Raw genomic sequence first — 12,858 nt, forward strand, 5'->3', positions numbered from 1 at the left:
CTTCTCAAGTTATCCACACTCCCCATAATCTGGAAATGTCTACCCAGAGCCAGTTCGATATCTTTGTCATTGCAGGGGGTGTTTTCCTGCCCCCCGGCCGCTCGGGTGCGCAGCCGGATGAAGGATGTCCAGAGCCATTTTCAGTTGATTCGTGCCCCCCATAGCCTGGAGGTGTCTGCCCAGAGCCAGTTCGATCTCCTTGTCCTCACAGGGGGTATTCGCCTGACCGGCTGCCCGGGTACGCAGCCGGGTAAGGATATCCAGAGCTATTTTTTGGTTGTCCATACCCCCCATGAGCTTGAGTAGTATACCCAGAGCCAATTCGATTTCCCTGTCTTCACAAGGGGTGTTTCCCTGTCCCTCGGCCGCCCGGGTGCGCAGCCGGGTGAAGATGTCTCGAGCCGCGTTCAGGTTGTCCGTGCCCCCCATGAGCTGGAGCTGTCGGCCCAGTGCCAGCCCATTGGTTTTTTCATCAATGAAGGAGGTTGAATATTTTTCATAAAGGTGCTGAAAAAGTGGTAAAGCTTCAGTGAAATGACCTCTCGCCTGTAAAGCTCTGCCTTTTGCCATTATCAATCGTTTGTTATTTTGCAAATCCTCTGGCAGGGTATTGATGTAATCAATACACCCATCAAAATTCTCAAGAAGAAACAAAGATCTGGCCTTTAATTGCACAACACGAGCATATTGATGCGAGTCTCCCTCGTATTTTGTTAATAGCGTCTCTATTTTGTCTAATGCTCTTTGAGGGTTGTTTTTTAGAAGATGGAAGGCTTCATCTATGTCGTGATTTTTCGGTATATAAGATTGAGCCGGGTAATGCCGGGAGCGACGTTGTGGAAGCTGGAAGCGCCCATAGTGACCAGTATAACTTCGGGCTTGATAACCTTGTGCACTGGAAACTTCAGGTACATATCTACTTGGATACTGTTGCCTTTGAGGGGTAGGTGGCTGCCAGTAATGACTGCCTTTCCCATAGTTTGGGGTTAAGTCCATATTCTAAATAGCCCTTTATAATAGCTATGTCAGGATGTGCTAGTTAAAACAATATTCTGCATGGACAGTGACGAGGGAATAAAAGTTCAAGATAAGGCAGGAGCACAAACAGGGCTGTCTGAAACGTTACGGTATGGCAGCATCACTGCACGTGTTGCTGCCGGAGTTTTTATGAACGTTTTAAACGTGCGACATCAGGCGCAACCCAAAACCAGCGAAACCCAGGGCTTTGTATCATGTAGCCCAGCCACACCCCTCCCATACTCAGTACTATTGCGATGCCTGTTACGGACTGTGCCTGGCTGGCCATAACGGCGACCAGTGCACTTGCAAGGCTGCTTATGCAGATTTGAAGGCTGTTCTGCAAACCAACGGCAGTCGCCGGGCTATTCTGTGCACTTGTGAGAGCTCGATTCACCACTATCGGATAAATCGCACCGTTAGCCAGTGCTAACAGACAAAATGGTGCCAGAGTCGGCCAGATAGACGTCAGGTGACACTGCGAAGCAATGAACAGGATGATCGCTGCGGTACTGAACAAAGTAATCAGCACTCTCAACATCAGTTCATCACCAAATTTGCGCACGTAGACTTTCCCGAGATAGCCGCCCACCATAAACGCTATTGTCTGAGGGATAAAACTGAGGCCAATATCTTTCGATTGATAGCCCAGATTCGCCATGATTTCTGACACACCCGTCAGGTAAGCGAAGAACGCTGCCGAGCAACAGGCAAACATAATCACATTGCCCATATAAGCCCTGGAGCCAAATAAGGATTTGATATCGCCCAGCACGCGGCCTTGCTGGTGTTGGGTAACATCCTTTTCACGGGCCATTGTGGCCATCACAAGCAGCCCCCCCACAATGGTCAGCACGACAAAGATGCTGCGCCACCCGAAATGGTCTGTTAAAAACACACCGATTTGAGGAGCAATGGCAGGGGATAAAGCCACAAGGGGCATAATCGTTGCGAAAATTTGCTGGCTCATACTGGCGTAGCGACGAATGACAATCGCCTGCCAGATAACAGCTGGAGCACAGACACCAATCGCCTGCACAAAGCGCAACACCAGCAGCTCCCATGCATCATCACTCACACTGAGCCCGAAAGAGGCGAGAGCGAAAATAATCAAACCCACTGCAAGGGTATTTCGATGGCCAAACTTGTCGGACACCACTCCCCACATCAACTGCCCCAGGGCCAGCCCTACAAGGAATACGGTCAAAGAAAGCGCAATCTGCTCAGGCCCTGTGGCAAAGTCCACCTCCATAGCCTTAAAGGCAGGCAAATACATATCTGTGGCAATAAAGCCGAGCATAGACAGGGTAGCCAGGTAGACAATTTCTCGCCCCGGCACTTTTTTCACTTCATCAATCAATCTATTTCATCCTATTTTTCACGATCAGGCATTCACTGACATACCTGATATTCAGGCATTGTATGTTTCGCTCACCGGCAATAGAAATGATAAAATCAGTAGTTATCGATCAAATTATTTAAAGGGTAAACAGCATGTTCTCCCAGTCGTCTCTGGAGATGCTTGATGCTGTGGCACGCTATGGCAGTTTCACAGCTGCTGCCAACATTCTGCATAAGGTTCCCTCTGCCATCAGCTACGGTGTACGGCAAATCGAACGGGAGCTGAATGTGGTGCTGTTCCGGCGGCTGCCACGGAAAGTTGAAATGACACCCGCCGGTGAAGTCTTCATTGCACAAGCCAGAACACTTTTAAGGCAGATGGAGGAGTTAAAAGCACAAACCCGCCGAGCCGGACATGGCTGGCAGAAAACCTTGAAGCTGACACTGGATAACGTTGTAAACCTCACAAAGCTGAAACAGCTTGTTGAGGATTTCTACCACGAATTCCCTTACGCAGAACTGCAAATCAATATGGAGGTGTTTAATGGCTCCTGGGAAGCTATCGCTCAGAATCGTGCCGATATCGTAATTGGAGCCACGACCTCGATTCCCGTTGGTGGCGACTATGGAATAAAGGCAATGGGCACACTGGATTGGTCATTCGTTATGTCACCTGCGCATCCATGCGCACAAGAGTCCGTTTTGACAGAGGAGTTTGTCAGTCGCTTTCCTGCCATCTGTATTGACGATACGTCCAGCGTACTGCCTAAACGACATTCCGGTCATTACCCTCACCAGAGGCGGCTCCTTCTGCCCAACTGGTATACGGCTATCGAGTGTTTGAAAAATAATCTGGGAGTAGGATACCTGCCCCGCCATATAGCAGCCCCCCTGCAGCAAAACGAGATATTGGTGGAGAGACGCATGCCTGATCCCGAACCATTAAGTCATTGTTGCCTTGTATGGCGCAAAGATGAAAATCACAAATTGATCCGCTGGATGGTTGATTACCTGGGCTCATCAGAGCAACTCCATCAGGCCTGGCTTAGCTGAAATGGGTTATGTCTCAGGCTCCTTATCAAAGCCAAGGGATACCGAATTCACACAATACCGCAGGCCGGTTGGCTCTGGTCCATCGGGAAACACATGGCCCAGATGGGATTCACAGCGGGCACACAGAATTTCGGTGCGCACCATGCCTGATGAGACATCCTCCCGATACAGAATCGCCTCTTTAGATACCGGTGCCCAATAACTGGGCCAGCCACACCCGCTCTCAAACTTGGCATCGGACTGGAACAGCGGAGCTGAACAGCCCGTGCAGTGGTAGGTGCCGATTTCCTGATGGTTGAGAAACTCCCCTGAAAAAGGCGCTTCGGTACCACTCTCCCGGCACACATGATACTGCTCTGGTGTCAGAATTTCCCGCCATTGCTCATCTGTACGGGTTATTTTCTGTTTTTTTGTCATAACCTCTTGCTCCCATGCCACTGAGAAGTCGTTTCGTAATATACTCCCTTTAACTGTCCGCCATAAGCAATATAAGAATCAGAGCCCAGCCATGCAGGATATTCAGAAGTCAGGAAAGCTCCAGAATGTATGTTACGAAATTCGCGGCCCTATCCTCCATGAAGCCCGTCGCCTGGAAGAAGAAGGCCAGCGCATACTCAAGCTGAACATTGGTAACCCTGCCCCCTTCGGTTTTGATGCACCGGAGGAAATTATTCAGGATATGATCCTGAACCTGCCCGCCTCCCAGGGATATTGCGATGCCAAGGGATTGTTTTCTGCCCGCAAAGCTGTGATGCAGTACTGCCAGCAGCGTGAGGTGGAAAACGTCACCATCGACGATGTGTACATTGGCAACGGTGTCAGCGAGCTGATTGTGATGGCTATGCAGGGGCTTTTGAATAATGGCGATGAGATGCTGGTTCCAGCTCCTGACTACCCCTTATGGACAGCCGCTGTCACCCTGTCCGGCGGCAGCCCGGTACATTATATAAAAGATGAGCAGTCCGACTGGTACCCCGACCTGGATGACATCCGCAGTAAAATCACCAGCAAAACCCGCGGCATCGTGGTTATCAACCCCAACAACCCGACCGGTGCTGTTTATCCCCGGGAGATACTGGAAGGTATTGTCGAGCTGGCCCGTGAACATGGGCTGATTATTTTTGCTGACGAAATTTACGACAAGATTCTCTACGACGATGCCGAGCATGTTGCCATGGGTTCTCTGGCCAAAGATGTTCTCTGTGTCACCTTTAACGGCCTCTCCAAATCCTGGCGCGCGGCAGGTTTTCGCACTGGCTGGATGGTGCTGAGTGGCGCCATGCATCTGGCTAAAGATTACCACGACGGTTTGCAGATGCTGGCTTGCATGCGGCTGTGCTCCAACGTGCCCTCGCAACACGCGATTCAAACGGCACTGGGTGGTTATCAGAGTATTAACGATCTGGTGCTCCCTAATGGGCGTTTAAGGGAGCAGCGGGACAAAGCCTGGGACATGCTCACATCTATTCCCGGTGTGAGCTGCGTAAAGCCCAAGGGTGCTCTTTATCTTTTCCCGAGGCTTGACCCCAAAATCTACCCTATAGAAGACGATGAGCAGATGGTGCTGGACTTTCTGCGCCAGGAAAAAGTCCTTCTTGTGCAGGGCACCGGTTTTAACTGGCCAACCCACGACCATGTTCGCATAGTCACCCTGCCAAGGGTGGATGAGCTGGAAGACGCCATAAACAAGTTCGGGCGTTATCTGGATCGTTTACGGAGAAAGCATCAGGCCGCACCTTTAAACAGCCCCTGATAGTGTTTACAGGTGTGACATTTCGGTACATTTTTCCCCTTGAAACGTCCTGACAAGGCCATATAAATGCCGTTATGGAATGGGAAGCAGCGGAGAATTATTCCTTATGAAACGAATTGCGTTATTTTTGGCCACCAACCTTGCGGTGGTACTGGTACTGGGAATTGTGACAAATATTGTCTTGCCGATACTGGGTCTGAACACCCGTGGTATGGGCGGGCTACTGGTGTTTGCCATGATTTTCGGTTTCGGCGGGTCTTTTATCTCCCTCGCTATATCCAAATGGATGGCCTTACGTTCCACAGGCGCTCAAGTGATTGAACAGCCCCGTAACAGCACCCAGCAGTGGCTGCTGGACACCGTCGCACGCCAGGCGCAGGCTGCAGGTATTGGTATGCCTCAGGTTGCCATGTACGACTCCCCCGATATCAATGCCTTTGCCACAGGTGCCAGCAAGAACAATGCTCTGGTGGCTGTGAGTACCGGTTTGATTCGCAATATGAGCCAGGATGAAGCGGAAGCGGTTCTCGGGCATGAAATTTCCCATATTGCCAACGGCGATATGGTAACCCTTACCCTGATTCAGGGCGTAGTCAACACATTCGTGATCTTTATTGCCCGAGCCATTGCCATGTTTATCGATAACTTCCTGCGGGGAGATGATGAAGAAGGTGGCCTCGGTATGTTTGCCTATATGGGGGTGGTGTTTGTGCTGGAAGCGATTCTGGGCATTGGCGCCAGCATTATCGTGATGTGGTTCTCCCGACAGCGAGAGTTCCGTGCTGATGAAGGCGGAGCTTATCTGGCTGGCCGTGGAAAAATGGTGGCAGCGCTGCGTCGCCTGCAGCAAAGCCATGAGCCTCAACTGGAAGGCTCAATGATGGCTTTTGGCATTAACGGCAAGCGTTCTATGTCAGAAATGTTCCTGAGCCACCCTCCTCTGGAAAAGCGCATCGCCCACCTGCAAAGCCTGTAAGTACCCGACCATTTCTTTCGCATAGTGATAGCGATACGGAAACAGCACCACGACTCTGGTACTGTTTCCGTGTCGTACACCTCGCTAAGGCATCAGACCGGGATAGAGAAACCATAACCCGCCAGATAGTCACGTACATCCTGAGAACATCTCTCAAGTTTCAGGCAGAGGGTACTGAACTCTCTGCGCCGTGGATAATGACGGCGCAGCCAGTCAAATTCCCGCGCAATATTATTGGGGTGACGAGCTACAGCTCTGCGTAACCGCAAATCATCCCGGCGGATATCGTAAACCATGCGCACTGTGGCGGAAGTGGCCTCAATGTGGTTGTCGCTGGCGATGGTCAGGGCTTTGAGTAAAGGCTCGGGATTCACTTCGTCATACTGCACTTGCTCACCGCGCCCCAGAAATTCACAGGCAGCCTGATAAACCATCGCCGTACCACGCACTTTGCCATCCAGCGTATACCCGGCGATATGGGGGGTACCAATCGCGACCAGGTTGAGCAGTTCAGGATCGAGCGTCGGTTCCCCTTCCCAGACATCAAGCACAGCGGTAAGAGGCTGCCCTTCGTTCAGTAACGTTTTCAGAGCATTGTTATCCACAACTTCGCCACGGCCGGCATTCACTAAAATGGCATTATCAGCGCTTTGCGTGAAGCGGCGCAGGCGCTCATCATTTAACAGGTGAAATGTGGGGTGCTCGCAGTTATGGGTGTAGGGGGTGTGGAGGGAAAGGATATCGACCTTCTCCACCAGCTCATCTATCCCAGTATTATCAGGCGCTTCCTTGAAAGGGTCACAGTTCAGACATTTCACACCCAAAGCCGTGAGACGCTGGTAAAGACGGCTACCCACCTGACCGTGACCAACGATACCCACGGTTTTGCCCTGAAGGTGAAAACCCTGCTCTTCGGTCAGGGTATCCAGCGCTGCCATCACATAATCCACTACAGCCTCAGCGTTGCAGCCTGCCGCAGAGGAAAAGCCGATATTGTTGCTGCGCAGCCACTCTTTATCCACATGGTCGGTACCACTGGTAGCTGTTGCCACAAACTTCACAGAGCTCCCCGCCAGCAACTGTTCATTCACTTTTGTAACAGAACGCACCAGCAGCAAGTCGGCATCTTGCACATCCTCGGCACTCATCGTGCGGCCAGGGCGTGTCACAATCTCTCCAAATCCTTCAAAAAAGCTGTTTAACAAGGGAATATTTTCGTCGGCAACGATTTTCATCAGACGCAGTGGTTACTCCACGTAAAAGAGTTGAGAACAGAATGTTATAATGCGCCCGTTATACCAGCATTCAAGAGACAGTACACCCGTTTATGTCAACCCCACCATCTACAGCATCCCACCAGGCTGAAGCGTTAATTCCCCTGTTCCGCCAGTGCTTCTACAGCGATTACAACACCATCCTCACAGGCAATGCAACCGAGCCTTTGTATACACCACCTCAGGGCGATGAACCGGCCAGAATCTATTTCACCAGAGATTATTTCGCCAGCGCTCTTCACGAAATCGCCCACTGGTGCATTGCCGGAGAACACCGCCGTACTCTGGAGGATTACGGCTACTGGTACGAACCCGATGGCCGCACTGCCGAGCAGCAGATGCTGTTTGAAACCGTTGAAGTTGAACCTCAGGCCATAGAATGGATTTTCACCCTGTGCTGTAACCGCCGCTTTCGAGTCAGCGCCGATAACCTGAACAATGGCATGGGTGCCAGTGATCAATTCAAAGAGAATGTTTACCGTAAGGCCATTGATTATTTAGAGCATGGATTGCCAGAGCGACCCCAGCACTTTGCCAGGGCTCTTGCCCACTATTTTCGGAATGGTCGTCACCCAACAGCTGACGAGCTGGATGTGACCCAGCTTTAGTGCAGGGCAAAACCCGCCAGCCGGTGAGCCATCAGACCAATAATGGCAATACCCATCAGATTCAGCACAAATCCACTGCGCATCATCTGCCGGATGGTGATCATCCCTGAACCAAACACGATGGCATTCGGGGGCGTCGCCACCGGCAACATAAAGGCACAGCTGGCAGCCAATGTGGCAGGAATGGCCAGCATCACAGGTGGGATTCCCAAGGAGAGGGCCAGAGCCCCCAGAGGAGGCAGGAAGGCTGCGGTGGTAGCAGCATTACTGGTGATCTCCGTGAGAAAGATAATCACCGTGACCACCAGCAGCACAGCCAGTAACTCTGTCCCGCCGGGAATAGAAGAGAACAGACCCGCAGTCCATCCTGCCAGTCCGCTTTTCTGAATCATGGCAGCAATACTCAAGCCTCCACCAAACAGCAGCAGAATGTCCCAGGGCAGCTTTTTCATTGTGCCCCAATTCATTACAAATTCCAGTTTGCGCAGATTCACTGGCAGCAGGAACAGCGTGATACCAGCCATAACGGCAATCAGCGTGTCGGATACAGGAAGACCTGGAAGAACCTCAGCCAATAATGGGCGAAACAGCCAGGAGAGTGCAGCCAGCACAAACACTACGGCCGTCATACGCTCACCTCGACTCAGGCCTCCCAGCTCTTTCAGTTCGTTAGTCAGCTCCTGCTGCACCTTATCACTCTGGGTGGAAGCCAGCTGATAGCCGCCCCGGCTCAGCCACCAGCCAGTAAATACCAGCATTAACAGGGAAACAGGAAGGCCAATCATCAGCCATTGGGCAAAACCGATTTTCAGACCGTACTGTTCCTCCAGAAAGGCCGCCATCAGCGCATTAGGTGGTGTACCTATTAAAGTCGCCATACCACCAATGGAAGCGCCATAGGCAATCGCCAGCAGCAGAGCACTGGAAAAGCCCCCCTGCCCCTGCCCTTCTTCCCGAAGCATATGAATCACAGACACACCGATAGGCAGCATCATCACCGCCGTCGCTGTATTACTTACCCACATGCTCAACAGCGCAGTGGCCAGCATAAAACCAATCACCAGCCTCTGCTCACCGGTGCCGACTTTGAGCATAATATGAATGGCGATACGGCGATGCAGGCCCCAGCGCTCCATCGCCAGCCCCAGCATAAAGCCGCCAAGGTACAGAAAGATCACAGGGTGCGCGTAAGGAGCGGCCACCACATCCAGCTTGCCCAGCCCCAGCAGTGGCCCCATAACCAGAGGCAGGAGCGCGGTGATGGCAATGGGTATGATTTCCAGAGACCACCACACCGCCATCATCAAGGCTAGCCCTGCACAGCGCCAGGCTACTTCGGACATTCCCTCCGGAGCCGCAAAAAACAGGGGGAAGAGTAAGCAGACCCAACCAGCGACAAAGCCGACACGCCAGAGTTTATGATTCTTTTCTTCTGAAGCTGAGGACACACCGATGCTCCGATAGGATTCCCTGTATAGAGGTATCGTCCCTTCTCCGCATAAGTACAGAAAGACACAGTCTGGCGTCCCCGATAGAATGCCCGCAGCCTGGGAAAAGGCCTATCACGCGGCGCCTGATTTCACCCCCTCTATTCTCACCTGGGTAGCCGTGCAGATAATTTTTTAATAAATGATGACGCTGAAATCCTTTTACCCCCGTTTTATTAAAGAAGCCCGGGAACTGATGGCCCTTGCCCTGCCCATCATTATTTCCCAGCTGGCCCTGCAGGGAATGAACTTTGTGGATACCGCTATGGCAGGTCAGGCCAGCGCCGTTGATCTTGCTTCTGTTGCCATTGCCTCCAGCCTTTGGGTACCGGTGCGGCTACTGATGCGTGGAACTCTTATGGCACTTCCTCCTACCATTGCCCACCACAGAGGTGCAGGAGATAACGGTGAAATTGTGCTGGATATAGCCCAGGCTCTATGGATTGCCTTGCTATTTTCACTTGTACTGATTGCCTACCTGCTGGGAGCCGAGGGAGTTCTGAGGTTTATGAACGTTGCCCCGGAAATCATTCCCGCAGCAACCGGCTACATGCACGCGCTGGCCTTTGGCGTACCCGCTATTGCCGCATACCTCACCCTGAATGGCTTGTGTGAAGGTATGGGCGATACCCGTGCCCCGATGTTTATCAGTATTGCCGGGCTGCTGACCAATATTCCTGTGAACTACATTCTCATCTACGGAAAGCTGGGCATGCCTGCCATGGGTGCCGTGGGCTGTGGATGGGCGACAAGCCTGGTGTACTGGGTGATGTCTCTGCTGTTGTTTGGCTACCTCAAACTCAACGGTCAATACAAAGGCCTGCTGCCCTCTTTGCAACAGCTCTCTCTGGATTGGACCCGTGCCAAAAACCTGTTTGGCCTTGGCCTGCCTATCGGCTTAACCATCTTTGTAGAAGGCAGTATTTTCGCTGGTGTTGCTCTGCTGATTGGTCAGCTGGGCACAACCGCTGTGGCGTCCCATCAAATTGCCATGAACGTATCCGGACTGACCTTTATGGTGCCCCTGAGTATATCTTTCGCCATTACTGTACGCGTTGGTCATGCTCTGGGCGCTGAACGTTTGGATACAGCCAAACTACGCACCGTCAGTGGCATGATTCTAGCTGTAATGTGTGCGGTCGTTGCCGCTCTGTGCCTCGTGACGTTCCCTGATGCGATTACCCGTATTTATACGACAGACCCCATCGTTTCCCACAGCGCTGGCCTGCTATTGGTTTATGCAGCAGTGTACCAACTTTCAGACGCATTGCAGGCAGCTGCAGCCGGTTCCCTGCGAGGCTTTAGAGACACTCGCTGGCCGATGCTTCTGGTGACTATCGCTTACTGGGGCATTGGTATTCCTGTGGGGTATGTTTTGGGCATCACCGACATTGTTACCAGACCTATGGGGCCAGCCGGGTTCTGGATTGGCCTGATCAGTGGTTTGACCGCAGCAGCTATCTTCCTGGGTGTACGACTCATTACTGTTATCAGGCGGGTAGAAAAACACACACCCATGACTGTACCGGAGACATTCGAGGCAGCCGCTTAAATTTACAACTAGATTAAAAAGTAGGGAAACGGATTTCCTGTCTTGTTTTTACAGTATTGTTCACAAGGATGTGACATGTCTGATCGATTCAGTGATAAAAACGACAACAATAAAAAATCGATTTCCGCAGTCAGTGAAGTCAAAACCGAACCGGATAATGTGGTTGATATCTTCACCAAAAAGAAAGTGAAGGATAACAATACGAATCGGATTGTCCGCCTGGCACCGGAACTGGATGGGCTGGAAATGCTGTACAGCAACGATGCTAATAAAGACAAAATGTTCAGTATGAAAATTCTCTGCTGGGCATTGCGGCAGGATGGAAAGGTGGATGCCATGGTGCCATGGTTAAGCAAACTGGTTCCCGCCCAGGATTTAAAAGACCCTCTGAACGGACACTGGGAAGGTTATTACGATAATCGACTGGAGCGTTTATTCTACGAGCCACCTGTACACAAGGTGGTTGAGCTGGAAGGTGCGGTTACCTACTTCCAAAGTGTGGAAGAGAGGGTGCGGCTCGGAAGCCCAAAACACGACGAGCCAGAAATTATTCAGGAAATCCCGGATAATATCGGCACCCATGCTGTACTGACCGGCAATGGCTTTCACACCATTACCCTCACCCAAATCACCAGCTGGTGCCTGATGGATGATGGCTCTATTCAGGCAATGATTGCGGATACAGACAAAATTGACAATACTCCGGTTCTACCGGGGGATGAATGTTTGTATCCGGTTCAAAAAAACAGCAACTTCAAATACTTCTTCCACCATGTGATTGCCAACAAGATCAAGGCGGGTGACCCGGAGGCCATGGCGGCATTTTCAAGGCTACTGGATCAGTGATTAACATCAGAACGGCGCCAGCGGCTGCTAATAACCCTGCCATGGGAACCGGAACCGGGTGTGTCATGCCTTATAAGCGGAGTATATTTATCAAAATCCTGAGCTGGTAAACGTTTATAGTCATCAATGGTCTGTTGTAGATCAATGGAGTTGGCTATGTTAAATGCCATACTGGCAGCCTGACTCCATCTATTAGAGAGGTGTAGAGGTGACGGAAGCTGCCTGCGGCACTGTGCGTGACCAAGCTGTTCCTCGTTTAACTCACTCAGAAAGTGTCCGATGCAATTCCACCCGCCATCCCATTTTGGAGGAGCTTGCTCAATACCTTGCTGAAACTTACAAAGAGCACTGTAAAAAAGCCCTCGACCCGGTTCCCCAGGCATTGTTTTACCCCACTCCTTCATGCAAACAGCGTAATCAACTAACGTTGAATAGATACCAGGATGGGGCTGACCTTCCAATAACTGATAGATCTGACAGGCTTCCTGAAAGGATTCCATTTTAAAAAGGTTCAGGGCTCGCAGTTTTTGTACTCTTACCCCCATAGCTTCATCATGAGACAAAACCTCTTCAGCGCCTTGCCGATTACCAAGAGCAATATGCAACTGTGCCAGAGTATACCTGCCACCGTTGTAGCCTTTCTCAACGGATTTCTCGAGTTCGGTAAGATGTTTTGTAAGGGTTTCATTTGAAATATGGCTTTCACCGTGTCGGCTATATAGAATCAAATCATGAGCAGCCTGGACCGAGTTTACCACCATCTCCATACCACGATAGTGTGAACGTTCTTGACACTGCTGTAGCAGGGCTGGAATATCACCCAGTTTGTTCCTGCTCAATAATATATTACAAAGCACCAATTGAGCTTTGATTAATAAAAACTCTCGACGCCCTGCATTTTTTTGGAAAAGCTGACGCCCTTTTTCTCCATCCAATTCATGAATTAATCTT

12 protein-coding genes are annotated in these 12,858 nt (G+C 51.1%); 6 read left to right on the forward strand and 6 right to left on the reverse strand.

Annotated elements, in window-relative coordinates; all coding sequences use genetic code 11:
* Positions 1-66: 66 nt before the first annotated feature.
* Positions 67-996, reverse strand: a complete 930-nt coding sequence (locus tag E1189_RS06085; protein ID WP_155159152.1) for a hypothetical protein — start codon at positions 994-996, stop codon at positions 67-69.
* A 169-nt stretch (positions 997-1,165) separates the two neighbouring features.
* Positions 1,166-2,377 carry a purine nucleoside transporter PunC gene (punC, locus tag E1189_RS06090; RefSeq protein ID WP_230460212.1) on the reverse strand — a complete coding sequence of 404 codons (1,212 nt, stop codon included), beginning with the start codon at positions 2,375-2,377 and terminating at the stop codon, positions 1,166-1,168.
* A 134-nt stretch (positions 2,378-2,511) separates the two neighbouring features.
* Between punC and punR the strand changes: the two genes are divergently transcribed.
* Complete coding sequence (punR, locus tag E1189_RS06095) at positions 2,512-3,411, forward strand: DNA-binding transcriptional activator PunR (RefSeq protein WP_155159153.1); 900 nt, start codon at positions 2,512-2,514, stop codon at positions 3,409-3,411.
* Between the two features lie 6 nt (positions 3,412-3,417).
* On the opposite strand, the gene msrB is transcribed toward punR, so the two are convergent.
* Complete coding sequence (gene msrB, locus E1189_RS06100) at positions 3,418-3,828, reverse strand: peptide-methionine (R)-S-oxide reductase MsrB (RefSeq protein WP_155159154.1); 411 nt, start codon at positions 3,826-3,828, stop codon at positions 3,418-3,420.
* Positions 3,829-3,919: 91 nt separating this feature from the next.
* On the opposite strand from msrB, the gene E1189_RS06105 reads away from it, so the two are divergent.
* Both E1189_RS06105 and htpX read left to right on the forward strand, forming a co-directional pair.
* A complete protein-coding gene (locus E1189_RS06105; protein WP_155159155.1) occupies positions 3,920-5,164 on the forward strand; it encodes a pyridoxal phosphate-dependent aminotransferase in 1,245 nt (414 codons plus the stop codon).
* A gap of 106 nt (positions 5,165-5,270) precedes the next feature.
* Entirely contained in the window at positions 5,271-6,140 is an 870-nt protein-coding gene (gene htpX, locus E1189_RS06110) for a protease HtpX (protein WP_155159156.1), read from the forward strand.
* 92 nt (positions 6,141-6,232) lie between these two features.
* Here the strand turns inward: htpX and pdxB are convergent, their stop codons facing one another.
* Positions 6,233-7,375: a 4-phosphoerythronate dehydrogenase PdxB gene (gene pdxB / locus E1189_RS06115; RefSeq protein ID WP_155159157.1), complete on the reverse strand. Its 1,143-nt coding sequence runs from the start codon at positions 7,373-7,375 to the stop codon at positions 6,233-6,235.
* A gap of 92 nt (positions 7,376-7,467) precedes the next feature.
* On the opposite strand from pdxB, the gene E1189_RS06120 reads away from it, so the two are divergent.
* Complete coding sequence (locus tag E1189_RS06120; RefSeq protein WP_155159158.1) at positions 7,468-8,022, forward strand: elongation factor P hydroxylase; 555 nt, start codon at positions 7,468-7,470, stop codon at positions 8,020-8,022.
* Here the strand turns inward: E1189_RS06120 and E1189_RS06125 are convergent.
* The gene (locus tag E1189_RS06125) at positions 8,019-9,470 is read right to left on the reverse strand and encodes an SLC13 family permease (RefSeq protein ID WP_329601918.1); all 1,452 of its coding nucleotides are present in this window, start codon (positions 9,468-9,470) and stop codon (positions 8,019-8,021) included. The genes E1189_RS06120 and E1189_RS06125 overlap by 4 nt on opposite strands.
* 181 nt (positions 9,471-9,651) lie before the next feature.
* On the opposite strand from E1189_RS06125, the gene E1189_RS06130 reads away from it, so the two are divergent.
* Together E1189_RS06130 and E1189_RS06135 are read left to right on the forward strand one after the other, a co-directional pair.
* Entirely contained in the window at positions 9,652-11,061 is a 1,410-nt protein-coding gene (locus E1189_RS06130) for an MATE family efflux transporter (protein ID WP_155159160.1), read from the forward strand.
* Positions 11,062-11,136: 75 nt separating this feature from the next.
* Positions 11,137-11,907, forward strand: coding sequence for a hypothetical protein (locus E1189_RS06135; protein ID WP_155159161.1), 771 nt, complete (start codon positions 11,137-11,139; stop codon positions 11,905-11,907).
* Here the strand turns inward: E1189_RS06135 and E1189_RS23750 are convergent.
* Positions 11,901-12,858, reverse strand: a 958-nt coding sequence (locus E1189_RS23750; protein ID WP_196221256.1) for a hypothetical protein, incomplete at its 5' end; no start/stop codon positions are given. The two genes, E1189_RS06135 and E1189_RS23750, sit on opposite strands and share 7 nt — an antisense overlap.

The sequence above is a fragment of the Parendozoicomonas verongulae genome (genome assembly GCF_009711465.1).
Lineage (GTDB): Bacteria > Pseudomonadota > Gammaproteobacteria > Pseudomonadales > Endozoicomonadaceae > Sansalvadorimonas > Sansalvadorimonas verongulae.